The sequence below is a fragment of the Enorma sp. genome, from assembly GCF_982429025.1.
On record NZ_CEWCAA010000031.1, the window covers coordinates 1 to 25,377 of the forward strand.

The 25,377-nt window shown below is 64.0% G+C and carries 20 protein-coding genes and 1 tRNA gene; 12 read left to right on the plus strand and 9 right to left on the minus strand.

Annotated elements, in window-relative coordinates:
• From AC1VS5_RS06330 to AC1VS5_RS06345, 4 genes are all read left to right on the plus strand, one after another.
• The coding region (locus tag AC1VS5_RS06330; protein ID WP_481218079.1) for an IS3 family transposase at positions 1 to 400 on the plus strand (400 nt) is incomplete at its 5' end.
• Positions 401 to 719: 319 nt separating this feature from the next.
• The gene (locus tag AC1VS5_RS06335) at positions 720 to 1,808 is read left to right on the plus strand and encodes a hypothetical protein (protein WP_481218080.1); all 1,089 of its coding nucleotides are present in this window, start codon (positions 720 to 722) and stop codon (positions 1,806 to 1,808) included.
• Complete coding sequence (locus AC1VS5_RS06340; protein WP_481218081.1) at positions 1,808 to 2,884, plus strand: hypothetical protein; 1,077 nt, start codon at positions 1,808 to 1,810, stop codon at positions 2,882 to 2,884. The genes AC1VS5_RS06335 and AC1VS5_RS06340 overlap by 1 nt, the downstream gene beginning before the upstream one ends.
• Before the next feature lie 661 nt (positions 2,885 to 3,545).
• On the plus strand, positions 3,546 to 5,060 hold the full coding sequence (locus tag AC1VS5_RS06345; RefSeq protein ID WP_481218082.1) for an ATP-binding cassette domain-containing protein: 1,515 nt from the start codon (positions 3,546 to 3,548) through the stop codon (positions 5,058 to 5,060).
• Between the two features lie 25 nt (positions 5,061 to 5,085).
• Here AC1VS5_RS06345 and AC1VS5_RS06350 read toward each other — a convergent pair whose 3' ends face one another.
• Positions 5,086 to 6,237, minus strand: coding sequence for an aldo/keto reductase (locus AC1VS5_RS06350; RefSeq protein ID WP_481218083.1), 1,152 nt, complete (start codon positions 6,235 to 6,237; stop codon positions 5,086 to 5,088).
• 429 nt (positions 6,238 to 6,666) lie between these two features.
• Here AC1VS5_RS06350 and AC1VS5_RS06355 point away from each other — a divergent pair, with 429 nt between their 5' ends.
• The 3 genes from AC1VS5_RS06355 (at position 6,667) to AC1VS5_RS06365 (ending at position 9,068) form a co-directional block, all read left to right on the plus strand.
• Positions 6,667 to 7,305, plus strand: coding sequence for an ArsR/SmtB family transcription factor (locus AC1VS5_RS06355; RefSeq protein ID WP_481218084.1), 639 nt, complete (start codon positions 6,667 to 6,669; stop codon positions 7,303 to 7,305).
• Entirely contained in the window at positions 7,302 to 8,060 is a 759-nt protein-coding gene (locus AC1VS5_RS06360) for a nitroreductase family protein (RefSeq protein ID WP_481218085.1), read from the plus strand. The genes AC1VS5_RS06355 and AC1VS5_RS06360 overlap by 4 nt, the downstream gene beginning before the upstream one ends.
• 384 nt (positions 8,061 to 8,444) lie before the next feature.
• Positions 8,445 to 9,068, plus strand: coding sequence for a substrate-binding domain-containing protein (locus AC1VS5_RS06365; protein WP_481218086.1), 624 nt, complete (start codon positions 8,445 to 8,447; stop codon positions 9,066 to 9,068).
• A 282-nt stretch (positions 9,069 to 9,350) separates the two neighbouring features.
• On the opposite strand, the gene AC1VS5_RS06370 is transcribed toward AC1VS5_RS06365, so the two are convergent.
• Both AC1VS5_RS06370 and AC1VS5_RS06375 read right to left on the minus strand, forming a co-directional pair.
• Positions 9,351 to 10,214: an aldo/keto reductase gene (locus AC1VS5_RS06370; RefSeq protein ID WP_481218087.1), complete on the minus strand. Its 864-nt coding sequence runs from the start codon at positions 10,212 to 10,214 to the stop codon at positions 9,351 to 9,353.
• A 342-nt stretch (positions 10,215 to 10,556) separates the two neighbouring features.
• Positions 10,557 to 10,844 (minus strand): hypothetical protein, encoded by a 288-nt coding sequence (locus tag AC1VS5_RS06375; RefSeq protein WP_481218088.1) that lies wholly within the window; start codon positions 10,842 to 10,844, stop codon positions 10,557 to 10,559.
• Positions 10,845 to 11,244: 400 nt separating this feature from the next.
• On the opposite strand from AC1VS5_RS06375, the gene AC1VS5_RS06380 reads away from it, so the two are divergent.
• Complete coding sequence (locus tag AC1VS5_RS06380) at positions 11,245 to 11,889, plus strand: tRNA (cytidine(34)-2'-O)-methyltransferase (protein ID WP_481218089.1); 645 nt, start codon at positions 11,245 to 11,247, stop codon at positions 11,887 to 11,889.
• A gap of 29 nt (positions 11,890 to 11,918) precedes the next feature.
• Here AC1VS5_RS06380 and AC1VS5_RS06385 read toward each other — a convergent pair whose 3' ends face one another.
• The 4 genes from AC1VS5_RS06385 to AC1VS5_RS06400 form a co-directional block, all read right to left on the minus strand.
• Positions 11,919 to 12,257 carry a P-II family nitrogen regulator gene (locus AC1VS5_RS06385; protein WP_019128916.1) on the minus strand — a complete coding sequence of 113 codons (339 nt, stop codon included), beginning with the start codon at positions 12,255 to 12,257 and terminating at the stop codon, positions 11,919 to 11,921.
• Between the two features lie 199 nt (positions 12,258 to 12,456).
• Positions 12,457 to 13,734: an ammonium transporter gene (locus AC1VS5_RS06390; RefSeq protein WP_481218090.1), complete on the minus strand. Its 1,278-nt coding sequence runs from the start codon at positions 13,732 to 13,734 to the stop codon at positions 12,457 to 12,459.
• Positions 13,735 to 14,399: 665 nt separating this feature from the next.
• A complete protein-coding gene (locus AC1VS5_RS06395; protein ID WP_419043998.1) occupies positions 14,400 to 16,013 on the minus strand; it encodes a peptide chain release factor 3 in 1,614 nt (537 codons plus the stop codon).
• 618 nt (positions 16,014 to 16,631) lie between these two features.
• The gene (locus AC1VS5_RS06400) at positions 16,632 to 18,203 is read right to left on the minus strand and encodes an MFS transporter (RefSeq protein WP_481218091.1); all 1,572 of its coding nucleotides are present in this window, start codon (positions 18,201 to 18,203) and stop codon (positions 16,632 to 16,634) included.
• Positions 18,204 to 18,587: 384 nt separating this feature from the next.
• On the opposite strand from AC1VS5_RS06400, the gene AC1VS5_RS06405 reads away from it, so the two are divergent.
• Positions 18,588 to 19,061, plus strand: coding sequence for a universal stress protein (locus AC1VS5_RS06405; RefSeq protein WP_481218092.1), 474 nt, complete (start codon positions 18,588 to 18,590; stop codon positions 19,059 to 19,061).
• Positions 19,062 to 19,081: 20 nt separating this feature from the next.
• On the opposite strand, the gene nudC is transcribed toward AC1VS5_RS06405, so the two are convergent.
• Entirely contained in the window at positions 19,082 to 20,173 is a 1,092-nt protein-coding gene (gene nudC, locus AC1VS5_RS06410) for an NAD(+) diphosphatase (RefSeq protein WP_481218093.1), read from the minus strand.
• A gap of 147 nt (positions 20,174 to 20,320) precedes the next feature.
• Here nudC and AC1VS5_RS06415 point away from each other — a divergent pair.
• Positions 20,321 to 20,397, plus strand: a tRNA-Glu gene (locus AC1VS5_RS06415).
• 381 nt (positions 20,398 to 20,778) lie between these two features.
• Here AC1VS5_RS06415 and AC1VS5_RS06420 read toward each other — a convergent pair.
• Complete coding sequence (locus AC1VS5_RS06420; RefSeq protein WP_204627607.1) at positions 20,779 to 22,869, minus strand: glutamine synthetase III family protein; 2,091 nt, start codon at positions 22,867 to 22,869, stop codon at positions 20,779 to 20,781.
• 499 nt (positions 22,870 to 23,368) lie between these two features.
• Here AC1VS5_RS06420 and AC1VS5_RS06425 point away from each other — a divergent pair, with 499 nt between their 5' ends.
• Together AC1VS5_RS06425 and AC1VS5_RS06430 are read left to right on the plus strand one after the other, a co-directional pair.
• Positions 23,369 to 24,244, plus strand: a complete 876-nt coding sequence (locus AC1VS5_RS06425; protein ID WP_481218094.1) for a methylenetetrahydrofolate reductase — start codon at positions 23,369 to 23,371, stop codon at positions 24,242 to 24,244.
• Positions 24,245 to 24,257: 13 nt separating this feature from the next.
• Complete coding sequence (locus AC1VS5_RS06430) at positions 24,258 to 25,118, plus strand: hypothetical protein (protein WP_481218095.1); 861 nt, start codon at positions 24,258 to 24,260, stop codon at positions 25,116 to 25,118.
• Positions 25,119 to 25,377: the final 259 nt, after the last annotated feature.

Genomic DNA, 25,377 nt, shown 5'->3' on the forward strand with positions numbered 1-25,377 from the left:
CTCGGCCGGGACCAGCCCCTCCAAGGCCCTCGTCGCCGAGATGCTGGGAGGGGCCGCGGCGGCCGTCGGGGGCGGCTTCCTGCTGCACTCCGACCGCGGCTGGCACTACCGCACCCCGGACTGGGTCGCCGAGTGCGGGCGGCTCGGCGTCACCAGGTCGCTGTCGCGCAAGGGGCACTCGCCCGACAACGCCGCGATGGAGGGCTTCTTCGGCACGCTCAAGGTCGAGTTCTTCCGCGGGCGCGACTGGTCCGGCTGGACGGCCGAGGAGTTCGTCGGGGCTCTCGGGGACTACGTCCGCTGGTACCGGGAGGGCCGGCTCAAGGCCTTCCGCGAGGGGGGCCTCACCGTGTACGATACGATCAGGGGCCGCAGGGAGCGGCTCGGGCTGGCCGCCTAGGCCCGTCCAAAGAAATGTCCGAGCCCCCTGAGCGTCCAGAAGTCGCCCGAAAACGCCCACAATGTCCGAAACTCGCCCGAGAACGCAGATGGCGCTCGAACTTCGCCCGACAAGGCAAACGTTGTCCGAATCTCGCTAGAGAACGCGAGCACTACCCCAAAGCCCTCACACAAACGCGCTCGCAAGCACGCGCGTGGCAGAACATACCCGTACGTGCTATCCTATTCCATTCACCATACGAAGCGCCGAGATACGTCGGCGCGCGGAGAGCAGCCATAGCGCACGCGGTAATGCGCTCAGACAGCGCGGAGGGAGGCCCATGGCATACGACCCCATACAAGAAGATTGCCTGCGCCTGATCCTCGGCGCGATGCAGCGCGAGCGCATCTACCCCATCGAGAACGCGCCGTTCATCGAATCGTGCCTGCAGAAGTACAACCGCGACCCGGCGAGCCTCGTTGCCACCGATCGCGATAGGTCATTCCACCTGGTCACCCTTGCTACCGAGACCATCGACTACCGCCTGCCCTTCGCCCAGGACGACGAGACCGCTGATCGCGAGGCGGCAGAAGCCGAGGCGCAGCTACGCGAGGCATGCGAGCTCGACCCCGGTAACTGGGACGCCAAGCGCATGCTCGCGGCGGTGGAAGCCGAAACGAACGACGCCTATGTGGGCTACCTCATCGACCACCGGGCTGAGGTTGAGGCGGACCTCGAGCGGATGGTCTCCTCCGCCCGCGATGTCTATGCGCGGGAATTCGCGAACGGGTTTGGCAAGCGGCCCTATGTGCGCTGGCTTGCCGCCATCGCCGCACGCGCGCTCGTAGCCGGGCAATACCACCTCGCGCTCGATACTGCCGAAGACTGCCTCGCTTTCGCACCCGACGATCCCGCCGATGTGCGCCTGACCGCGGTGCTCGCCATGGCAAAACTTGAATGTACCCGTGATGACCTGCGTCGCTTTCGTCAGAAGCACGCTGCGGCGTACCGCTCGCCCACACCCGCCCGCCGCCGGCACCATCTTGCCGAAAAGACCTCTGACGCATGGGAGCTTCTTGCCGAGCTCGCCATCGCCTACCACGAGCTCGACTTCGCGGGCGCGACCCGGGCACTGCGCTCGATACTCCAGACCTACCCGCACGCAGCCGAGGCGCTTTACTTCCAAGCCGAGTTCCCCGACGGCGTCTTCGGGCGCGTTAACGTGATGCCCGGAAGCGAGGATGAACTCGTGCTCGCCATAAGCGAAGCGACGCCGCTCCTGCAAGAGGGGCTCGGTGCGCCCGACAACGCCGGACTCGCAGTGTGGATCGCCACGCACGAGCTCGTTGAGGGAGACCTTCAGGAATCCGCGAAACGCCAGCGCGCTCCACATGGCGCGCGGGGCGTGGGCGGCGGAGGCGAGAACTGATGGAAGCGCGGACCTACGTCTCGGCATACCTGGAGCGCATGTATCTGGCGGCGCACCCAGAGCTTACAGCGGCGGCGCGCGAGCTCGTGCACAAAGACATCCCGCAGCGCATGGAGAAATACGCCAACAGCGCCCATGAGCAGGCTCTCGTTGCCTACGCCCATGCCCACGAGCACCTCATGCAGCGCCTCCGCGCCATCGAGGACGTTCCGGACGACGAAGAGTTCGATCGCAAGCGCGCCCAGCTCTTCGACGAGACGCGGCTCGCCCTGTTCAAGATTGCCGAGACCGACCGCATGTGCATCGACGCGAACCTCGTGGGGCTTTTGCTCTCGAACATCAGCATCGACGCCTGCCTCGGCGAGCTCATGAAGCTCGAGCACCGCGTGCACGAGCAGCTCGTGAGCAACGTAGCGGGATTCTCCGACAACGCACCTCATTTTTGGGATGAACGGTTCGTGGCGGAGCGCACGCTCGAAGGCGCAGACCCGATCACCACGACAGCCGTCTTGACCGTCGAGGAGCCGACGCTCGTCGGTTGGCTCCACACGCTCGAAGCGCTCGCCCAGATGTGCCTCGCGAGCGCGCGCTACCGGGCGGCCGAGCGCTATGCGCGCCTGGTGCTCCGGGCCTCGGGGTACCCAAGCCACGCCGAGGGCACGGTGTTCCTGGCGCTCGCGCGCTTGGAAGATGAGGAGGGCTTTTTCGCCTTCGCCCATGAACTCGAGGCGAAGCGCGGCGAGCGCGCCGCCGCGGTGCTCGACGATTCGCCGTGGTTCCTGCTTGCCCGCACGCTCCTGCTCTACAAGCTCGGTCGCCGCAAGCCCGCGCGCAGGGCGCTCCGCGATTTTGCCGCGCGATGCGAAGGAGGAGCGTTCTTCCTGCTCAACCCCACCTACATGGCACCGTACCTGCCCGTGCGCCCGCAACCGCGCGAAGCCTGGGACCTCTCTCACCAAGCGGCATGGGACGCCGACGGCATCATCGTCGACACGCCCGACTTCATTCCCTGGGCGGAATCCGTTGACGGCGTCTACGACGAATCCGAGCGCTTCGCCAACCGCAACGGGTTCTAACAGGTGCTTTCTGCGGCGAGTTCGCCGCACGCCCGCCGTTCGCCCGGTCCCCTTCATTTGGCCTGAAGCGCGAAGACCTCCATCGCGCTCCGGCACCCGCCCAAGCAGCTCTTCACTCTAGGCACCTCTACGCTGCCACTCCCTGCTTGAAACTTTTCAATCGCAAGGCAAAAGTGAATATAAAACTGATACGCATGGCATGGACGGACGCTACGGTGCAAACGAGTGCCACGGCAGACCGCAGGCAGACGAAACGCGTTCAACGTGACGCCAGGCCAGCCTCTCATATAAACTTTCATGCCGAATTACGCAATAAGAAAGAGATTTCAGTCTCTTACTGCGTACTTCGGCATGAAAGTTTATTGAAAAGCGGCAGCGGACCGGCATTGAAAAATGGCAACAAGCATGTCAAATGGCGACAGCCCCCATTCGACAGTTTTGGCATTGCGCGCGAGCGGGAAGGACCGTATACTGGCGCCGTTGGCCGAGTAGGGCATGAGGCCCTGCAGCGCGTGTGGCGACGCCATCGGTCCGGCGAGGAGGAACGAGGTACCGTGCGCATCTGCTAGACATGTTCAACCACTTATTCATTTGGCGCTCGTAGCCGGCAGCCGCACTGTGGCGCCGCAACCCGCGGCCACACCGGTTCGCCAAGAGTCCCATGGCACCGAGCACGACGCCCTACCAGGAAGACATGCCAATGCAGATTACCCTTTCGAACGTGCGCTACACCTATCCTGGCGCCACGGAACCCATCCTGAACAACGTAAATGTCACCTTCCCACAAGGCTGGAGCGGCCTTCTGGGCGACAACGGTTGCGGCAAGACCACGCTCGCACGCATTGCGGTTGGCGCGCTCAAGCCTGACTCTGGCAGCGTGACGGGAGGCCTCTTCTGCGTGCTCTGCCCCCAAGAAACGGATGTCCCACCCGACGCGCTCGCAGACTTTGCCCTCGACTATGGGCGCGAAGCGCGGCGGTTGCGAGAGATCTTTCATCTGGACGACGAGATGCCCTGGCGCTTCGACGAGCTCTCGCATGGCGAGCGCAAAAAGCTGCAGGTCGCCGTTGCGCTTTGGCAGCGACCCGACGCGCTCGTGCTCGACGAGCCGACCAACCATATCGATCACGAAGCCCGCGAGGAACTCGCCCAAGCGCTCCGCAGCTTCACCGGCGTGGGCATCCTTGTGAGCCACGACCGCGACCTACTCGATGCGCTCGCGGACCGCTGCATCTCGTTCGAAGCGGGCAAGCTCATTGGGCGGCCCGGCGGCTACACGGCAGCGCATGCGCAGGCGGAGCGTGAACGGACGGCGAACCAAAGAGAGCGGCAAACGGCAAAAGCTCAGTTGGCGCGCCTCGCTGCCGAAAAGGATGCCCGAGCGCACGAAGCCGCGCGGGCGCAGGCGCGCCTCTCCAAACGCCACCTCGACCCGAAAGACCATTCCGCTAAGGGTAAGATCGACCTTGCCAAGCTCACCGGGCAGGACGGCGCGCGGGGCAGGCTCTCCGCTCAAATGGACGCACGGGTTGCCGCCGCGCGCGACCGCCTCGACCAAGCGCGCATCGAAAAGCGCTACGACGGCGACCTCTGGCTCGAAGCGCGGCCGAGCCCGCGCAAGACGCTTCTGCGCATCGACGCGACCGAAATACCCTGCGGGCCCAGCGTGCTCACGGTGCCGCGCCTGTTCGTGGGCAACACCGACCATATCGGCATCGTGGGGCCGAACGGCGCGGGCAAAAGCACGCTCCTGCGCTATCTGAAGCCTCGCATCGCCGCCGACCTCGCCGTCCTTGATATTCCGCAGGAACTAACAACCGAAGAGCGGCAACGCATTGTGCGACGCGTGACCGAGCTTTCCCCCGCCGAGCGCGGACGCGTGCTCTCGACCGTGGCACAGCTCAACTCCGAACCGGACCGCATCCTCGAAGGCGGAAGAACAAGCCCCGGCGAGCTGCGCAAACTTATGCTAGCGCTTGGAATGCTGCGCGCGCCTGAGCTCATCATCATGGATGAGCCCACCAATCACCTGGACCTTCATTCGGTCGAGGCCCTTGAGCGGGCGCTCGCCGCGTACCCCGGCGCGCTGCTGCTCGTAAGCCACGACCATGCGTTTCTGCGTGCCTGCACCGCGCGCACGTGGCGCGTCGAGGGCGGCGCCGTCTCGGAGCGGTAAAACCGAGCTAGCCTCACCCATCGAGCTACCAGCGGCCGAAAAGCTCCGCCGCCTGCGCCATCTTCTCGGCCACTTTCACGCCGAAGGGGCAACGGCCCTCGCACGCATGGCAGGCGATGCACGCGTCGGCGCGCTCGTCGAGCGCGCGATAGTGCTCGCGCACGGAATCCGGTACCTCCGTCTGCATGGCTGCGAGGTCGTAGAACTTATTGACCGTGGGGATGTCGATGCCCTTGGGACACGGCGCACAGTGGCCGCAGTACGTGCACTGCCCGTAGTAGGCGTGGCGCGGCGCACCGGCGAGCACGCTCGCGTAGTCGCGCTCATCGGGCCCGGCCGTCTCGTACGCCACGGCGTCGGCCACGTGCTCCGGCGTGGTGAAACCGACCATGATGCTCGCCACCGCCGGGCGAGTGAGCGCGTAGTGGATGCACTGCACTGGCGTGAGCGCGACGCCGAACGGCGAGGTCGCGGCATCGAGCAGGCGGCCGCCCGCGTAGCCCTTCATGACCGTGATGCCTGTGCCCGCCTGCTCGGCGAGCGCATAGAGCTCCGCGCGATCCTGGTTGATGCCGTCGAGGCTCTCGTCGCTGTAATCGCCGAAGAGATCGTCGAGATTGTCGCTCGCGGGCATCATGTCGAACGCCGGGTTCACGGAGAAGAGCATCATCTCGATGCCCGGCTCGGCCGCCGCGAGCTTGGCCACCGCTGGATTGTGGGTGGAAAGGCCGACGTGGTGGATGGCACCGGCCTGCTTGAGCTCCTGCACGTAGCCCCAGAACGGGCCGGCCATAATCTGCTCGAACTCCTCGACCTTATCCACGTAGTGAATCATGCCAAGGTCCATGTAGTCGGTATGGAAGCGCTGAAGCAGGTCCTCGAAGGCGGGCTTGACCTGGTCGAGGTCGCGCGTGCGTACGTATTGCTCGCCCTGCCACGTGGAGCCGAGGTGCCCTTGGATAATCCAGTGCTCGCGACTGCCGAGCTCCTGAAGCGCGTCGCCCAGGTTGGAGCGGCGCGTGGGGTCGGGCATCCAGCAATCGAGGATGTTGATGCCCGCGTCCTCGCAGGCGCGCGTGACGGCGAGCGTTTCTTCGAGCGTGCCGTCCATCCATTCGCCGCCAAAGCCGATCTCGCTGACTTTGAGCCCCGTGTTGCCAAGCGTGCGGTACTGCATGATGCCCTCCCCTTGTTGACGAAGCAGACGGCGGCAGCCATGCCTGCCGCAAACAGCACTACCAGCCCAAATACCGGCACCGATAACGCATGGGTGACGGCACGCGGTCGCTGCTGCTTCGCATGTCCCTCTAAATGTAAGTCTAGATGCTGGTGCGGACAACAGCTGACGGGTCCGCTATGCATAGTGCGTTGTGATAACACGCGAACCACGAATCGCACGAACAGTAGGCCAGCGCAGGGTTTCGCGGGAATACGGTATGACCGAACGCATTCCTGCAGCAATGCCTTCCCCCGACGGCCATTCATTGGTCTCGTTTTTCTTTCCCGATGATGACAACGTGCACCCGATGCCCCACAATGCGGTGAACGGTTCGCTTTTGTGAACCATTGAACGGTACCGCATAAACGTCCGAGCAAAGGAGGCGCCATGAGCGATATCTGCGGCTCGCAAGCAGCGGCGCGTTCCATGCAGCAGCTCGCGCGCGAGTTCAGCGCTTGCCGGGACATGCTTGTAGCGCTCGGCAACGAGAACCGCCAGCTCATTTTCGTGGCGCTGCTCGAGTACCCCGGCGGCGTGCGCGTAGGCGATCTTGCCAAACTTGCACGGCTTTCGCACCCCGCGACTTCGCACCATCTCAAGGTTCTGCAGGACGCAGGCCTCGTCGATCATTATCAGCAGGGAACGAAGAACTTCTACCACGCAAGCGCTCGTCTCGACCGTTGGGCGCAGCTCGCTCGCGTGACCACGCATGCTGAGCAATTCGTACGCCTCGCCCAAGAACTTGATGCGCGGGCAGAAGCCGGGAAGCACGCGTGTAGAGAATCCGGCTCCGGCCCTTCCCCTGCCACAGACAGCCGCGCTGACGCGAACCCTTCTCCCGCCGCAGGGCACTCCACCGCGACGTGCTCTGCCGCGAAATCCCCCACTTCAGCGACCTTCGCCGCCGCAGGATCCTCTTCCGCGGGCTCATCCTCCACCGCGGGGCTTTCCACCGCAGGCCCATCCCCTGCCGCAGGCTCATCCCCCTCACCCCATTCGGCCATCTCCAGAAAGGAACCCGCATGACCGCACCGACCGTCACGCCGCCCAGCCCCTTCGACCGACACATCGCCACGCTCAACCGTACCGACCTCATGAGTCTCCTCGCCGCTCGCCACTCAGTGCGAAGCTTCACTGACCGGCCCATCAAGGAAGGTGCCGTCGCGCAGCTGCAGGCCGAGGCCGACGCTCTGAACGAGCGGCTCGGCCTTTCCATCCAACTCTGCCTCGACAACCCCGAGGCATTCGACGGCCGGCTCGCACACTACGGGTCGTTTCGCAACGTGCGCAACCACATCGCGCTCGTAGGGCCCACGCGCCCCGGCCTCGATGAGGCGTGCGGCTATGCGGGCGAACGGCTCGTGCTGCTCGCACAAGAACTCGGACTCAATACCTGCTGGATGGCGCTCACGTATAGCAAGAAGGCAAGTGCCGCGCGCGTGGCGGCGGGCGAGAAGTTCGTCTGCTGCATCGCGCTCGGATATGGCGAAAAGACCGGCGCCGCGCATAAGGTAAAACCAATCGAGAAGCTTGGCCGAACGGCCGCCGGCTCGGAACTCGCTACGGCGCCCGCCTGGTTCGTTGCTGGTCTCAAGGCTGCCCAGCTCGCCCCCACCGCCGTCAACCAGCAGCGCTTCCGCTTCGAACTTGCCGCCGACGAGCACACCGTGCACGCCCGGGCGCTGCCCGCCGTCTCATGCGGGCGCATCGACCTTGGCATCGCTAAGCTGCACTTCGAGCTTGGCGCCAACAGTGTCTCTCGTGATTGGTCCTTTGCCTGAGCGACCGTTAACCAAACGATGATGGTCGCTCGGACATGCGCCAACAAGCGGCTCGAAAACGGTGCCGAGCACTGAAGACGCAGGAGCACGGTCGACATACCCAAAGCCCTTGCCGCCGTAGAAGCCCCACTCTTCCAATTCGTGGCCGGAAAGCTGGCCTCGGCGCAGCGGCGAAGGCCCCGTCCGGCATCCAAAGCGCAGGCCGGGATCAAAACTCCCGCCAAAGGATCGGATTTTCGGGATACCCCTATGTATACAGAGAGCAGCCCGCCACAAAATGCCTGCTCAGGGGCTCGCGTAAAAACGGTCTACTTCAGGGGTAGGTGAAAATCCGATCCTTTGGCCGGACTTTTATTAATGGCGGCTCCATTCGGCGGAAAATCTATGCAAAAGTGCCGCAAGCCCGTCCCTAATACGACAGACCGGCAGCTCAAAACACTCAACGTCGCGTCCGTCGCACCGGCACCGGTCTGGAGGCTCGCCTCACGCGTAACCGAGCGCTTTCCGGGCACCATGCTCACCTCGGAAACCATCGATGACGAGCAAGAAGTCGAGAGAAGGCTCTTCGACCGCTCGGCCGACCTTGCAATCACGCGGCGGCCCATCGGCCTGCCTAACGTGGTCTGCGTGCCGTTCATGGTCGAGAACCTCTTCATCTACGCACCGGCAACGGACCCCATCGCGCAGCAGACGAGCGTCAGGCTCGCGGACCTCGACGGTCGCACCTTCCTCATGAACGCCGACGTCGGCTTCTGGGGCGACATGACGCGCGCGGCACTGCCCAACGCGCGAATCATCATGCAGCAGGATTCCAACGTGCTCGCGCAGCTGATTCGCACGTCAGATGTGCTGGGCTTTGTCACCGACGTATCCAAGTTCAACCACCCCGACGAGAACCGCGTGCGCGTGCCCATCCAAGACGCCGACGCGCACGCCACGTTTTACGTGGTCGCCATGATCGACGCGCCGCAGGCCGTGCTGGATATCGTCGAGGCGGTTAGGCGGTAGCTGCGCAGCCGAGGTCGCCCGGTGAACACCCTGGCAGCAATGGGCCTCCCGCAACCGGGCGGGCACGATATTGCCTGGAAGGCAACGCTGGAACATGTTCCAGCGTTGCCATACGATACAACTAACCGGGTGATAAAACTAACCGGGTTACTTTTATCATTTTCGATCGGCCTGTTCCCGCACTAGAAAAGGCGGGCAATCCGAAGGACACCCGCCTATCCCGCAATATCGCCTCGCGCTCGATACCGAGCGCGCATACCACCATGCCTTTCGGCTGCACGCCTACGCCTGCGCGGCAATCTGCCCCTTCACAAGATTTAGCAGGCCGCCGATAAGCTGCACGTCGCGATGGTCATAGCAAATCGAGCGGTCGCAATCGAGCTCGGCGATCTTCGCCTTATCCTCGTCAGAAAGCTGGAAGTCGAACACGTCGAAGTTCTCTTCCATGCGCTCCTTGTGCGTAGACTTGGGAATCACGATGACGCCGAGATCGAGGAGGTAGCGCAGCGCCACTTGGCCCACGGACTTGCCGTACTTCTCGCCAATCTCGGAGAGCAACGGGTTCTGGAAGAAGTTGTTGGTGCCCTCGGCGAACGGACCCCACGCCATGTACGCTACGCCAAGGTTCTCCATGTTCTCATGCGCGTAGTGCTGCTGCCAGAACACATGGGTCTCGACCTGGTTGACCATAGGCGCCACCTCGGCGAACGTGCAGATGTCGAGCAGGCACGTGGGATTGAAGTTGGAAACGCCGATCGCACGGACGAGGCCGTCCTTGTACGCACGCTCCATGTCGCGCCACGCCGCATGGTAATCGTTGTAGGCCTGGTGCAGGAGCATAAGGTCGATCTGATCCACGCCAAGGAGCTCGAGCGACTGCTTGATGGAGTCGTAGGTCTTGCCCTCGCCGTAGTTGGAAACCCACACCTTGCTAACGATGAAGAGCTCGTCGCGCGCAACGCCGCTTGCCTTGATGCCGGCGCCCACGCCGCGCTCGTTGCCATACGCCTGAGCGGTGTCAATCATGCGGTAGCCGCTCGCGATGGCGTCCGCAACGCAGCGCTCGGTGGTAGCGTCGTCGATCTGGAACACGCCGCAGCCGAGCATGGGCATCTTCACGCCGCTGGAAAGGGTCTTGTACTCCATGGGAACCTCCTTTGTGCCTCCCGCGCCGTAACCCGTGGCGCCGCGAGTGCATGGCTTGTGCTTGGCTCCATTGTGCTCGCATGCCACGGCTATTCCCGCGGCTATGACGATATGCCGCTATACGCCAGATGCATACTCGGCGCAATGCGAAAACAGCCCAGAAGGTCCTTCATCAGAGGAGGGCTAAAAATAAGCAGACGATGATTATCTCGTCTTCTATGGGGACCTCTCCGCAATACCGCTCACTATCTTGTCGAATGCTCCGCAAAAACTTGTCGAATGCCGCAAATCACGTAACTTCGGCAAGATTATGCGGAGCACTCGGCAAGTTTATGAACCCGTCTATGCAGGGGACGACATCGTAGGAGCACGCCGGCCCACAAGCACACCTCCCTCGCGCAAAAAAACGGCGCTGCAGGCAACCCACCCGCAGCGCCGTTCGAAACGCACTGTGTAACGTATGAGCAGACGCCTACTCTCGTTCATGTAGGCGTTTGCAGTATCGATATGCTCGTAGCCGGCCTCAAGCGCCGCGAGCGACGCGGCCTCGGCCTCGGCCGGGCCCATAAGAAAGGTGCCCAGGCCCTCGACCGGCATTTTGACATTGTTGTTAAGCTTCAGGTACTCCATGGTAGCCTCACTTTCCGCCGTGCTCGCACGGCATCGTTATGCTTCGCCACCATTGTGCCCGCAGCGGGCCGGCACACCGCCGTCTGCCCCGATATGCCGCTATGCGCGCGACGCATACTCGCCCGGAAAACAAGCCTCAAGACCTCCAAAGCGGCCCCGCGACGCAAAACTCTCGCCAAAGGATCGAATTTTGCGCGTACGTCCAAGTATCACGAAAATGTGCAGTCCTTCTAGCTGGCATTCTTTTGAGCGAAATCGAGGCTGTACTCGGACGGTGGCCAAAAATTCGATCCTTTGGCGAGAGTTTTGCTTTGAAGCCTGAAGTGGGACACAATATCCTGGCGCCTTTGTTCCATCCTTGTCCCAACTCAGCACCTTTGTCCCCTGCGAGGAGGCCGCGATGTTCAACCTTGTGCTGTTCGAGCCGGAGATACCAGCCAACACGGGCAATATCGGCAGAACCTGCGTGGTCACGGGCACAAGGCTGCATCTCATCGAACCGCTCGGCTTCTCGCTCGACGAGCGCGCGCTCAAGCGGGCGGGCTTGGGATACTGGGGCAATCTCGACCTTGCGGTGTACCCGGACTGGAACGACTTCTGTCTCCGCAATGGACTGGCCGCGCACGGCCCCGAACCCCGGCTGCACCTTCTAACCAAGAAAGCGCGCCGCACCCATGCGGAGTCCACGTACCGCGACGGAGATTATCTCGTTCTCGGAAAGGAGAGCTCGGGCATCCCCGAGGAGCTGCTCGCGCGCTATGCCGAGAGCTGCGAACGCATTCCGATGCTGCCCGACAAGGCGACGCTCGCCAACCGCGCCGCCTGGGAGCACCGCACCGGCGAGCTCGCCGAAGAGGGGTACGCCCCGGCGGAGCAAGCCGAACGCGGCCAAGCGGGCGGGCATGAGGCGCTTCAACGGCAAGACATCTGCGGTAACTTCATCGATCCCACGGATTACCGCATCAGCGCGCTCAACCTTTCCAATGCAGCCGCCGTTGTCCTCTATGAGGCGCTCCGCCAAACTGACTTCCCCGACATGGAATGATAAAACGAACCCGGTTCGTTTTATCATTTTTACAGGGCGTCCTCACCGCGCTCGCCGGTGCGAATACGAACGGCCTCCTCGACCGGGGTCACGAAAATCTTGCCGTCGCCGACCTCGCCCGTCTTAGCGACCGCACAAATGATATCGATAAGCTCCTCGACTTCCCCATCTGCCACCACGAGGCACATCTTGACCTTGGGCACCATGTTGAGCAACACCTCGGTACCGCGATAGAACTCCTTCCAGCCACGCTGGTTGCCGAAACCCTGCACCTCCGAAACCGCCATGCCATGCACGCCCGCGCTGGTGAGCGCATCCTTGAGCGGCTCGAGCATCTCGGGTCGAACGATTGCCGTAATCTGCTTCATGGAATCCTCCTGTTGAATACCTTCGCTCTCGCAGGATAGGTGGCGGCTGTCGAGGCTACAGCACCGGGCCGTCGCCCGCGTGGCAACACCAGCCGCCCGGGCATTGCCCCCTTGCCTGCGCAGCATTCCCGCCGCCGGCTCGACCGGGCGAACCGCCTGTCCATGCAGCGCTGCCCGCTGCCACTCTACCAGTGCGCCGCTACACATCCAGCCCCGTGTACGCCGGGTACGCGCTCTCACCGTGCTGAGCCACGTCAAGGCCGAGCGCCTCCTCGCCGCCGTCCACACGCAACCGTCCATGGAACACGGCTTTCACCACGAGCGCGATGGCCACATCGAGCACGAGAACGGCCGCCACCGTAACGAGAATGCCCAGCACCTGATCAGCAAGAAGCTCCGCATTGCCCGTATAGATGAGCCCGCCGATTCCCGTCGGCGAAAGCTCCGGAACGCAAAAGATTCCGGTTAGAACACCGCCCAGGATACCGCCGATGCCATGACAACCAAACGCATCGAGCGCGTCGTCGTAACCAAGCCGCGTCTTAAGATGCGAGATCGCGAAGAAGCACACCGGCGAAACGACGATCCCCATGACCACCGCAGCCCATGGCTCCACGTAGCCTGCCGCCGGCGTGACCACCACGAGGCCGGCGACGAGGCCCGTGCATGCGCCAACGAGCGTGCACTTTCCCGTTGCCAATCGGTCCACGACCATCCATGAGGCCATACCTGCCGCACTTGAGACCACGGTATTCAGCACTGCGAGCACCGCGATGTGATCGGCCGCGAACGCCGACCCGCCGTTGAAGCCGAACCATCCGAACCAGAGCAGCCCCGCACCGAGCGCAACGAACGGAACATTGTGCGCGCGGTACGTCTTGAGACCGAAGCCCTTGCGGCCGCCGAGAAACAGGCAAAGGACAAGCCCCGTGAGGCCCGAGCTGATGTGAACCACGTCGCCTCCGGCAAAATCGAGCGCGCCGATGATACCCCCGATGAGGCTTTCCTCACCGCCCCACACCATGTGCGCGAGCGGCGCATAGACCACGACCGACCAGATGCCGATGAACAGCGCGATCGCCCCGAAGCGCATGCGCCTGGCCACTGACCCCGTCACGATGCCAGCCGTGATGAGCGCGAACGCCATCTGGAAAACGATGTCGAGAACCGTTGGGTAGAGGGTGCCGTCGGGCACGCTCTGGGCCTCCGCAAGGAGCAGCTCAACTGTTCCAGCAAGTCCCACCTGGTCGAAACCACCGATGATAGGATTGTCGCCGCTCCCGCCGTAGGCGAGCGACCAACCCACAAACACCCAGGTGAGCCCCGCGATGCCAATCACCATGAATGACATGAACATGGTGTTGATGACGTTCTTGCGCCGCGAGAGACCACCGTAGAAAAAGGCGAGCCCCGGCGTCATCAGGAGCACGAGCATCGTGCAGACGAGCATGAACGCGGTAGAGCCAGTATCATACATGCGCATTCCCCCTTCGTATCGAGCGGGTCATGCACGGCTTCGTGGCCGCACGGCTACGTGGCTGCACGGCTCCGTAGCCAAACGACGCGCTCCACACGCCGCGTGGCAACTCGCCACCTGATGGCACGCCGCGAATCCGATGGCCCGAACTCGCGGTGAGCCACCACGCCGGCACGCAGGCCCGCTTCCGATGGAATGCGACTATGGTAAAAAGCTAAACGGTCGCCGCCCGGCAGATTCGCCTCGTTTACCGAGCTACAACGAGCCTGAAACATCGGCAACCGGACGGCAACGGGGCGGAAAGCACACGTACATGCAAGAGAAACCAGCCCGCAACGCGCCGGAAACGCGCGTGTGCAGAGCCATGAACGCCATGGGATAGTCTCTCCCGGCCCCGCCACGCCGCGCCCGCAAGAGGGAAAGTCGACAGCCCCTGTTCGCCGTCCGTGCTCATGAGCTGGCGGCCTCCGGCGCGGGCGCCGGCTCCAGCAGACCGGACGCCCTGGGCGCGGGCACCGGCTCCAGCAGACCGGACGCCCTGGGCGCGGGCACCGGCGCTTGCGAATCAGACGCCTCTGGAGCGGGCCCCGGCGCTTGCGGATCAGACGACCCCGGCATCGGCGCCTGCAGACCAGACGCCCCCAACGCCGCCGCAGGCGCAGGCGCTAGAACGAAACGTTGCCGAACTCGGAAAGCTCGAGCTCAGGGTTGTGATCGTGCGCCCAGTCAACGTTCCAGGGGCTCGTGAACAGCAGCAGCTTGCTGCCGCGCATGTCTTCCACGCGCAGGGTGTCGCGCGTAAGGTCGAGCTCCTTCACGTCCACCGAGCCGGGTTCGTTGGCGATCCAGCGAATATCGGTGTAGCCGAGCGGCTGGCGGCGCACCTCAACGTGGTACTCGCTCTTGAGCCGCTGCTCCAGAACGTCGAACTGAAGCACGCCCACCACGCCCACGATCACGCTTTCCATGCCGGCGCCAATCTCGCGGAATATCTGGACCGCACCCTCCTGTGCAAGCTCCTCCATTCCCTTCACGAACTGCTTGCGCTTCATGGTGTCCACCTGACTGATGCGCGCAAAATGCTCCGGCGCGAAGGTAGGGATGCCCGCATACTGCACGCGGCGCTTACCGGCGCAGAGCGTGTCGCCGATGGAGAAGATGCCCGGATCGAAGAGGCCCACGATGTCGCCCGCGTACGCCTCGTCCACGATGGCGCGGTCGTCGGCCATCATGGCCGTGCCCGTGGCGAGCTTGAGCTTGCGCCCGCCCTGCATATGGAAAGCGTCCATGCCGCGTTCGAACTTGCCCGAGCAGATGCGCAGGAAAGCGATGCGGTCGCGGTGGTTCTTGTCCATGTTGGCCTGGATCTTGAACACGAAGCCGGAAAACTCGTCCGACGCCGGGTCGACCAGCTCGCCCGTGAGCGCATCCTTATGCGGGCTCGGTGCCGGCGCAAGCCTCAAGAAGTCTTTGAGGAACGGCTCTACGCCGAAGTTAGTGAGCGCCGAACCAAAGAAGACGGGGCTGAGCTTGCCTGCACGAACGGCCTCGAGGTCGAATTCGTCCGCCGCTCCATCAAGAAGCTCGATGTCGTCCATGAGATTACGGTGATTCTCGGCCCCGATGAGCTCATCGAGCGCCGGATCGCCCAGCTCGGCCTCAATCTCATCCACCTTCTTGGTGGCATTCGCGCGGCCGTCGCCCTCGAAAGCGAGCACATGGCGGCTCGCGCGCTCGAAGACGCCGCGGAAATTCTGGCCACAGCCGATGGGCCAGTTCATGGGGTAGGTCGAGATGCCGAGCACCGTCTCGATCTCGTCCAGAAGATCGAACGGGTCGCGCGTCTCGCGGTCGAGCTTGTTCACGAAGGTGAAGATGGGAATACCGCGCAGCGCGCAGACGCGAAAGAGCTTAACGGTCTGCGCCTCCACGCCCTTCGCGCCATCGATTACCATGACGGCGGCGTCGGCGGCCATGAGCGTACGGTACGTATCTTCCGAAAAGTCCTGGTGGCCGGGGGTGTCCAAGATATTCACGCAGCAGCCATCGTAGGTGAACTGCAGCACCGACGAAGTCACCGAGATGCCGCGCTGCTTCTCGATCTCCATCCAGTCGGAGACCGCGTGCTTGGCACTGCTCTTCCCCTTTACCGAACCTGCCGCCTGGATGGTGCCGGTATAGAGGAGGAGCTTCTCGGTAAGTGTGGTCTTGCCCGCGTCCGGGTGAGAGATGATGGCGAAGGTGCGTCGCGAAGCGACCTCTTCGGCGATGCTTGGCATGGGTCTCCTCTGCGCAACGCGCCGGTCTGCCATGCGCTGACATGTGGCCGCCGACGCGCGAGGCGACGAGCGGCAGGTGCAAGCGCGAGCATGGCAAGCAGGACGTGCGTCTGTGCTCCGATGATGTGCGATTTCAACCGGACGTATTGTAACGCACTTCGCCCGCGCCCACGCCGTCTGCGCACCCCCTCCGATGCCGAAAGCGTACGCGTCCGAACCGCCGACTCCTCATCGATCTTCATTCTTGGGCAAGATTGTGTCGAAACTCGGCTTCTAGAGCCATCTTTTCGACACATTCTTGCCCGAGAATGAGTTGCGCGCATGGGACCCCGACACACGGGACTACTTCGCCCGCGTCCGCTCGACACGGGTCGGATCGCGCATGCGGCTTGCGAGAGGGTGCGAGGGCCGGCGCACGCGCGAAGGCCGGCATGGGCATGTGGCTCACGTGCGGGTGCGCGGGCCGGTGCACGCGCGGCGGCCGGCAGGGGCGTGCCGGCGCGGGCGCAGGGGCGTGCGAGCGCAAACGAACGAGCCATCACGGGCGCTCGAACCGATGCGAGCACTCAAGCCGGCTCGGTATGCGAGCGGCGGCTGCTAAACGGCAACCGTCGCGCATCAACGCCCGCGCTTCAAGACCGCGCCCACCACGAGCAGGGCCGCGCCCAACAGGACGAGCACGGCGAGCACGTCGAACGTAAACGAGAAGCCCGCAAGGAAGAGCTCCGGGCGCCCCTCCACATAGCCGGTCACCGCATGGCCTGCCAGGGAACTCATCTGCCCGTACAGCAGCACCGTGCCACCCGTCACGCCAGCCGACATACCCATGTAGCGCACGAGCGAGACAAGGCTCCCCGCAAAGCCGAGATCCTCCGTCTCAACCGACCCCATGACGAGCGCGTTGTTCGGCGACTGGAACAGTCCGGAGCCCGCCGCCATGGCCGCCATAAGCAACACGATAACGACGACGCCCGCATCGTCCGAAAGCCCGCCTACGAACCAGACGCCCGCTGCGTAGATCACAAGCCCCACGAGGCACGGCCAGAAGCTGCCGATACGGTCCGAGAGCGCACCGCCCAGCGGGCCCATGATGGCCATGCCGAGCGGGATCGCCGTGAGGATGAAGCCTGCAACATTCGACTCGTACCCACAAGCGTCCTGCAAAAAGAAGGGAAGCAGGTATTCGGTTGCGCCCACCGCAAGGAAGCAGAGGAACATCGCGGCAAGGTTGGCCGAAAAGACCGCGTTGTCGAAGAGGTCGAGGCGGACAAGCGGAGCCTCCACGCGGCGCTCCACCAACACGAACACCACGAGCAACGCAAGGCCCGCCGCAAGCAAGCCCATGAGGAGCGGCGTGGCGCCGTTCGCGAGGTTGGTAAGTGAGAAGAAGGTGAAGAAAATCGCCGGAGCGAGCAGTAGGGAACCCGCGATATCGAAGCCCGTGCGCGCAGACCGGTCGGCCCCGGTGCGCGGCGCGTCGCGCGGCAAGGTCTTCAGGCCCACCAGAAACGCCACGATGCCCACCGGCACGTTGATGAGGAAAATCGACTCCCACGGATACACCGCCACAAGCATGCCGCCGATCGTGGGGCCGCACATGAGGCCGAGCGACACGAACGTCGAGGTTATACCGAGCGCGCGGCCACGCTGGCTCGCGGGGAACACCTCGGTCACGATGCCCATGTTGTTCGCCGTCGCGCTCGCGGCGCCAAGCGCCTGCACCACGCGGGCGCCAATGAGCACGGGGAGCGTCGTTGCAAGGCCGCAGAGCGCCGAGCCCGCTGTAAAGAGCGCGACGCCAACCTGGAAGAAGCGCACCTTGCCGTAACGGTCGCCCAAGCGGCCGAACACGAGCACGGTTACACAACATGCGAGCAGGTAGATGCTCGAAACCCATTGGATATCGGCTGCCCCCACGCCGAGCTCGCGCTGCATCGCGGGCAGAGCAACGTTCACGATGCTGCTGTCGAGCGCAGACATGAAGGTCATGGCTACGACGGTGAAGAGCACGACCCATTTGCCAGCGGTCGGACGGGGCGCAGGCACGGCATGCGGCGTTGGCGCGGACTGCGACGCCTGTGCAGAGCGCGGTACACGCTCACCGCCCGGTGCCTGCGCGGAGCGTGGCGACTCTGCGGGGTGCGACGCCTGCGCGGCACACGGCACCTGCACAGCGTCCGGTGCCTGCACAGCGCACGGTTCCTGCGCAGCACACGTCTCCCGCCCGCTGCGGGCCACTTCGACAGATTGCTTGCTCTCAGCATGATTCATGCGCAAACCTCCCCAGGCAGACGCGGACACATCCACGCGCCTTGGAGCGCGCCTCCCCGGGGCGGACAGCCCCAGGCGCTTATCGCGTGCGGGTGGCCGCCATTGACCGGCGACCGCACCGCGATCGGCCGCAGCATCATAGCACGGCAGCGCCAGCGAACAGCCTGCCTCACAGTAAAATCAACCGCCTGCGCGCTCGCCCCGCCCCACCCGCCGCTTGCGCAGCCCGCCGCCCTTCCACAGGGAAAACGCCCGCTGCCCGGGTATAACCAAGGAAAGGTCGTCATGCGGGAAGGAGCCGCCATGTTCTTCAAAAACGTCCTGGTGCCCTACGACGAATCTGAACACGCCCTGAGCGCGCTGCACATCGCGTTCGGTATGGTGGGAGGAGATCCCGAAGCTGCGATCCACGTTGTCACGGTCGTGGCGGCAGGGCCGCTCGCCTCGCCCACGCTCAGCAGTGACGCCTTCGATGCGCCCGATAACCTAAGCGAGGAGCTCGAATCCGATGGCGTCATGGGGCCCGCGCTCCACCGCATGCGCACCGAGATCCAGCACGTGGTCGATGACGCGCGCGACGATGCCTCATGCCAGATCGTGACGAGCGCGGCACTTTCAGGCTCTCCTGTGGAAGGCATCGCGGAATACGTGGACAACCACAACATCGACCTCGTGGTCATGGGACGCCGTGGCCTTGGAGCCCTCCGCGGCATGCTCGGCAGCGTGAGCTTCGGCGTACTGCGCTCGGTCGACGTGCCGGTGCTTACGGTGAAGTAAGCAGCGTGCGCTCGCTCCGCTTACCCGATTTCCGCGCCGTACCAGTTCTCAATCATGTGCCGGGCGATGGACGCACGGCCAGGCAGCTCGACCTCGCCCGACGCGACGGCACGGGCAAGGTCCTCGCGCGTGAACCAGCGCGCCGCCGCAACCTCCTCATGGTCGACGGCGACCTCTGCGGTTCGTGCGTGGGCCCGGAAGCCCAACATGATTGATGCCGGGAAGGGCCAGGGCTGCGAACCGAGGTAGCGCACTTCGTCGAGCTCCACGCCCACCTCTTCGTGCGCCTCGCGGCGCACCGCGTGCTCGAGGCTCTCGCCCGCCTCCACGAATCCGGCAGACACCGAGTAGAACCGCTCGCGCCACGCCGTGTTGTGCTGCAAGAGAATGCGCTCCTCGTCATCGACGATGGCCGTGATCACCGCGGGCTCAATGCGCGGGAAGAGCAGGCGGTCCGCATCTGCGGGATTCGTGCAGGCCTGCGCCCAGCCAGCGAGCGCGGGCCGCACCGGAGCGCCGCATGCTGGGCAGAACCGCTGTTGGCTATGCCATGCGCAGATCGCAACGGCACTCGTGGCCAGCCCAGCATCGCGCGTCGACGCGCAAGGCGCGAACGAGCGTAGCTCCACCCAATCAAAGTCGCGAAGCGCTCGCTGCGAAAAGGTGACAGCCGAGCGGCCGAGCTCGTGATCGGCACCGACGGCAGCATTACGAGGCTCATCGACCGCGCGCGTGATGTCGAGGGCGAGATACGGAACGGGCTGTGCAGATGGCCCCACCTCTCGATCGAGCCCAAGATATACAAAGAGCGCTCCCGGCCGATGCTCCTCGGATCGCACATCGGCGGCGCTAACCGTAGCTAGCCGCACCGTCCCAACGGGGGCCTCGGCATCCGGGCGGGGCGCGGCGGGATCGGCCGTGCAATCAAGCGCCGCCGGCGTCACCGACCCAAAACGCTTGGGCACGGCGACGAGCCCGTTATCGACGATGACCACCCGCGTGCGGTCGCTTGCAAGCAACCGCCCGATGAGCCCCTCCTCGCTGCGCCGGTCGACATCGTAGTCAATGGTCGTCTGTGCAAGTAGCAACCGGTCCATAAATCCCGTATCCATGTCTGCGCCTCCCCGTGGCAAGCCTAGCTACATCTATGATACGCGCCTGCCGAATGCGCAGCTCGGCGCGATGAACGCGCGCGCTACGAAACCATCGTCAATCGACCTTGGCGGACGCGCAGCGCTCTGCTATACTCTACCGATGCTGTCCCCATCGTCTAGCGGCCTAGGACGTCGCCCTTTCAAGGCGAAGATCGCGGGTTCGAATCCCGCTGGGGGCACCATATGCAAGAAGTACGAACCCGCGAGGCCTTGAGCCCTGCGGGTTCGTTCGTTTGCGGAGCGTAGTTCATGGCCAGAAAGCGGATAGCGACGAGCCCTTTTCAACTTTTGGGCACTTGACCGAAGACTCGCCGAGTATACCCGGTCTAAGCGTTATCAAAACAGCAGGTCATCGGCTTGCCATGGTTCCGGCTACTCTGCCCATCGGCGTCCGAGTGCCCAAAAGTTGCAAGTGCCCCGCAGCACCCTCCCCTTTCCACCTTTCGAGCAGAGTAAACGCAGGAAGCCCCCGCTTCCTCCTGAGCGATTCCGCAGGAGCTCGGCAAAGCCGAGCTCCGAGGACCAGCGAAGGAGGAAGCGGGGGCTTCTTCCAGGAGTGCGCCCTACACGTAGAACAGGATGTCGTCGTAGGTCGGTACCGGCCAGTAATCGGCGGCAACGATCTCTTCCATGGCATCCACCGCGGCACGCAGCGTCTCCATGGCGGGATTCACCTCATGCGCGTAGCAATTCGCTTGCCCCTGAGCGTCGAGAAGCGCCTCGGCCTTCTGATGCACCGCGTCGAGCGCCTTGATGGACTCGTTGATCTCGGTGATGCCGTTGCACAGCTTGTTGAGCGTGTTCTGCTCGCATTGCATGGCTGCATCGGCACCGGCAGCGCGAATGGTCTCCAGACCCTTGGCGACCTTGGTGGCGTAGGCGGTAATCGCCGGGCGGTACGTGCGGCGCGCCTCGCGAATCATCGTCGTGGCCTCGATGTTCATGAGCTTGTTGTACTTCTCGAGCTTCACCTCGTAGCGGCTGAACGCCTCAGTCTCGGTCAGCACGCCCATGCTCTGCCAAAGCGCAAGGTTCTTGGGGGCCACCATCGCGGACAGCGCGTCGGCCGTGGTGCGAAGATTCGCCAAGCCGCGGCGCTCGGCCTCGGCCTGCCATTCGTCGGAGTAGCCGTCGCCCGAGAAGAGGATGCGACGGTGCTCGATCAGCTTCTGCTTGCAGTACTCGAGGGCCTTCTCGGCGAAATCGTCCTCAGGCGTGCCCTCGAGCGCGTCGGCGAACTCCTTCAGGGCCTCGGCAACCGCGGTGTCGAGCACGAGGTTCGGGTCGGAGGGGTTAGCCTCGGAACCCACCGCACGGAACTCGAACTTATTGCCCGTGAAGGCGAACGGCGAGGTGCGGTTGCGGTCGGTGTTGTCCTGCTGCAGGTTGGGCAGCACGTCGGCACCCAGGTCGAGCACGCCATGCGTGGCGTGGACGCTCGCTTTGCCGTCCATGATCTTCTGCACGACCTCGGTGAGCTGGTCGCCCAGGAAGATGGAGATGATCGCCGGCGGCGCCTCGTTCGCACCAAGGCGATGGTCGTTGCCGCAGCTCGCCACCGACATGCGCAGCAGGTCCTGGTACTTGTCGACCGCCTCGATGACCGCCGTGAGGAACACCACGAACTGCAGGTTCTCGAGCGGGGTGTCGCCCGGGTCGAGCAGGTTCTCGTCACCGGCGCTGATTGACCAGTTGTTGTGCTTGCCGGACCCGTTGATACCCTCGAACGGCTTCTCGTGCAACAGGCACGTGAGGTCGAAGTTCGTGGCCACGAGCTTCATCTTCTCCATCACGAGCATGTTGTTGTCGATGCCCTCGTTGAGCTCGGTATACACGGGCGCAAGCTCGTGCTGGCACGGCGCGACCTCGTTGTGCTTGGTCTTCGCCGGGATGCCGAGCGCCCACAGCTCGTCATCGAGCGCCTTCATGTATTTGGAAACAGAGGGGCGGATAGCGCCGAAGTAATGCTCCTCGAGCTCCTGGCCCTTGCACGGCGGCGCACCGAAAAGCGTGCGGCCCGTAATAACCAGGTCGCGGCGCTTGCGGTAGGCGTCCTTCTTGATAAGGAAGTACTCCTGCTCGAGGCCCACGCTCGGCACCACGCGCTTCGGCGTCTTGCCGAAAAGCGCGAGCACGCGCTTGGCCTGCGTGTCGAGCACCTTCATGGAGCGCAGAAGCGGGGTCTTCTTGTCGAGCGCCTCACCGTTATAGCCGCAGAAAGCCGTGGGGATGCAGAGCACCTCGTCCTTGATGAAGGCAGGGCTCGTGGGATCCCATGCGGTGTAGCCGCGTGCCTCGAACGTAGCGCGGAGGCCGCCATTGGGGAAGCTCGACGCATCGGGCTCGCCCTGGATGAGCGCCTTGCCCGTGAATTTGGTGATGGCCGTGCCGTTGCCCGCCGGCTCGAGGAAGCTATCGTGCTTCTCGCTCGTGATGCCGGAAAGCGGCTGGAACCAGTGCGCGTAATGCGTCGCGCCGTGCTCGAGCGCCCAGGTCTTCATGGCGTGCGCGACGGCATTCGCAACGTCCAGGTTGAGTGGCTCACCTTCCTCGATGGTTGCAAGGAGGGTCTTGTACACGTCTTTGGGGAGGTAATCCTGCATGACGCTTTCCGAGAACACCATGGTCCCGAAGCGATCGGTTAGGTCTGCCATCGAGGCTCCCTTCGTTCACGCGCCGCGCGCACATACCGCGGCAACAACTGCCTGCTGAACACAAAGCAGGGTAGTCGCGCCATGTTTCCGCGGCATTTCGGACGCGTTGCGGGCGCGATACCATTCCGAGAAGCTAGTGTAACAGCATGAGCGCCGCGGAGGCTCGTTACGGCACGCTACCGGGGCGTGATAAAAATAATTTCTAAAATCAGCCTCACAGCAGTGCGCCCAGCTTCCATAATGCTAACAGTGCCCGTCGTCTCGGCGGCATGCCGGAAGCGCCGTCGTTGGCATGCCGGGTGCGCTGCCTGGGCGGCATGCCGGGTGCGCTGCTCCGGCGTTGTTTCGGCGGCACCGCGCAGCGCGCCAGCTTGGCAGCGCCACCTCGGCGGCGGCACCGTGCACCGGGGCCCGCCGGGGCCCGCTGACCTCGCGGCACCACACGGCGCATGACATTGGACAGGGCAACGATTCGAGCACCTCGACCGAAAGGCGAACCATGCACGTCGACGACATCTTTACCAAAGCCCACGCAGCAGGCAAGATCCCCGTTTCGTTCGAGATGTTCCCGCCCAAGGGGGAGCTCACCCTCGACAAGGCCCACGACGCGGCAAAGAAGCTGAGCGCCTACGGGCCAGACTTCATCAGTGTCACCTGCTCTGCCGGCGGGGGCGGCAATTTCGCCCAGACCGCCGCCATCGCCTCGATGCTCGAAAGCGAGTTCAACGTCAGCTCTGTGGCGCACCTTACCTGCATTTCGCTCACGCAGGAAGGGCTCAAGGAGCGCATCGCCCAGTACAAGGCCGCTGGTGTGGAGAACGTGCTCGCCCTTCGCGGCGATCGCCCCACGAAAGACAGCCCGCTCTACGGCGCCCCAAGCGACTTCTCGTTCGCGGCCCAGATCATCCCCGCGCTCATCGAGGCCGGATTCTGCGTGGGCGGCGCAGCGTATCCCGAAGGACATATTGAATGCGAGAGCCTCGAGACGAGCGTCGAGCATCTTAAGCTCAAGCAGGATGCAGGGGCGAGCTTCTTCGTTACCCAGCTCTTCTTTGATAACGAATACTGCTACCGGTTCCTGGACCTTGCCGAAAAGGCCGGCATCACGGTGCCCATCACCTGCGGAATCATGCCCTTTGTGAGCAAGCAGCAGATTACGCGCATGGTGCTCATGTGCGGAGCGTCGCTCCCATCGCCCGTTATCAAGCTCCTGGCCAAATATGACGATGACCCGGCGAGCCTCGCGCAGGCGGGCATCGACTACGCATGCCGCCAGCTCCAAGACCTCAAGGAGCACGGCGTGGACGGCCTGCACGTCTATACCATGAACCGCCCCTCGGTTGCGTCCGCTGCGATGCAGGCGCTCGGCCGATAGCGCCGGAGCTATCGTGGCCGAACGCGAAACGGCAACAGGGCAAAGCGAAGCCGGACGGGCGCCCTTGCCGCTGGGCGTTCCACGCGTGTGGCGGCCAGGGGCGGGGGCGGCACCGCTCGACCGTGCCGAAATGCTCCGCTACCTTGGATACCACGGGCAAAAGATCGAACCAGAGCTCGCCGAGCGCATCGATGCCGTCGCGGCCGATGCCGTGACCCGCACAGCTCCCGTTGGCGTCTGGGCAGTCTTCCCCCGCGGAACGGCATACGACACCCCGGTGAAACGCGAACACCCGGTGTCTGCGAACCAAAAGGTGAAACGCGAGCACCCGGTGCCTGCGAACCAAACCCCAGTTGCTGCGGGCCATATCGCGCTCGAGGGCACAGCGCTGGCGCTCACAGGGCGCGACATCTTTCGCCACCTCAAGGACGCACGATATGTCGCCGTTCTCGCCGTCACGCTCGGCATGGCCTCCGAGCAGCGCCTACGCGTGTTGAGCAGCCAGAACCCACTCGAGGGAGCCGTCTTTGATGCAGCCTGCTCCGCCCTGGTGGAAAGCGCAACCGATGCGCTCAACTGCGAGATCGAAGCTGCCGCCCAAGCCGCGGGCCTCTCCTGCAACGCACGATTTAGCCCCGGATACGGTGACCTTCCGCTCGCCGTTCAGCCCACGGTGCTCGCCACGCTCAATGCCACGCGACTCTGTGGCATCACCGCCACGCCAACCAACCTGCTCATGCCCACCAAGAGCATCACGGCTTTCATCGGGCTCTTCGAAGGCGACCCGCACTCGTCGGATGCGGTGCGCTCTTGCGCGGGCTGTCGCGTGGCATCGGGTTGCCCGTTCCGCGCTCGCGGCACGCGCTGCTGGTAGGCGCGGCACGCGCGCCAACACGCAAGGCGTTCACTGCTGGCAGGCGCGACGCTCGCAACTGGTAGGCGCGACGCCCACCGCCAGCAGACAAGGCGCTCACTGCTGGCAGTCGCGTTGCTTGCCGCCAACACACAAGACGACACCCAGCTGCCTGGCACTCGTAGTTCGCAGCCTCCCCACGCCGCCACCAGATACCTGACGCGCCTTCGCAGCCCTCGACAGCGCACAAGGTGGCGTACAATCTCGTGCATCTATCGAA

Bases quoted from the DNA above. Each gene is read 5' to 3' on its own strand.
- AC1VS5_RS06335 (WP_481218080.1), top strand. From the start codon at position 720: ATGGCATACGACCCCATACAAGAAGATTGCCTGCGCCTGATCCTCGGC.
- AC1VS5_RS06340 (WP_481218081.1), top strand. From the start codon at position 1,808: ATGGAAGCGCGGACCTACGTCTCGGCATACCTGGAGCGCATGTATCTG.
- AC1VS5_RS06345 (WP_481218082.1), top strand. From the start codon at position 3,546: ATGGCACCGAGCACGACGCCCTACCAGGAAGACATGCCAATGCAGATT.
- AC1VS5_RS06350 (WP_481218083.1), bottom strand. From the start codon at position 6,237: ATGCAGTACCGCACGCTTGGCAACACGGGGCTCAAAGTCAGCGAGATC.
- AC1VS5_RS06355 (WP_481218084.1), top strand. From the start codon at position 6,667: ATGAGCGATATCTGCGGCTCGCAAGCAGCGGCGCGTTCCATGCAGCAG.
- AC1VS5_RS06360 (WP_481218085.1), top strand. From the start codon at position 7,302: ATGACCGCACCGACCGTCACGCCGCCCAGCCCCTTCGACCGACACATC.
- AC1VS5_RS06365 (WP_481218086.1), top strand. From the start codon at position 8,445: ATGCAAAAGTGCCGCAAGCCCGTCCCTAATACGACAGACCGGCAGCTC.
- AC1VS5_RS06370 (WP_481218087.1), bottom strand. From the start codon at position 10,214: ATGGAGTACAAGACCCTTTCCAGCGGCGTGAAGATGCCCATGCTCGGC.
- AC1VS5_RS06375 (WP_481218088.1), bottom strand. From the start codon at position 10,844: ATGGAGTACCTGAAGCTTAACAACAATGTCAAAATGCCGGTCGAGGGC.
- AC1VS5_RS06380 (WP_481218089.1), top strand. From the start codon at position 11,245: ATGTTCAACCTTGTGCTGTTCGAGCCGGAGATACCAGCCAACACGGGC.
- AC1VS5_RS06385 (WP_019128916.1), bottom strand. From the start codon at position 12,257: ATGAAGCAGATTACGGCAATCGTTCGACCCGAGATGCTCGAGCCGCTC.
- AC1VS5_RS06390 (WP_481218090.1), bottom strand. From the start codon at position 13,734: ATGTATGATACTGGCTCTACCGCGTTCATGCTCGTCTGCACGATGCTC.
- AC1VS5_RS06395 (WP_419043998.1), bottom strand. From the start codon at position 16,013: ATGCCAAGCATCGCCGAAGAGGTCGCTTCGCGACGCACCTTCGCCATC.
- AC1VS5_RS06405 (WP_481218092.1), top strand. From the start codon at position 18,588: ATGTTCTTCAAAAACGTCCTGGTGCCCTACGACGAATCTGAACACGCC.
- nudC (WP_481218093.1), bottom strand. From the start codon at position 20,173: ATGGATACGGGATTTATGGACCGGTTGCTACTTGCACAGACGACCATT.
- AC1VS5_RS06420 (WP_204627607.1), bottom strand. From the start codon at position 22,869: ATGGCAGACCTAACCGATCGCTTCGGGACCATGGTGTTCTCGGAAAGC.
- AC1VS5_RS06425 (WP_481218094.1), top strand. From the start codon at position 23,369: ATGCACGTCGACGACATCTTTACCAAAGCCCACGCAGCAGGCAAGATC.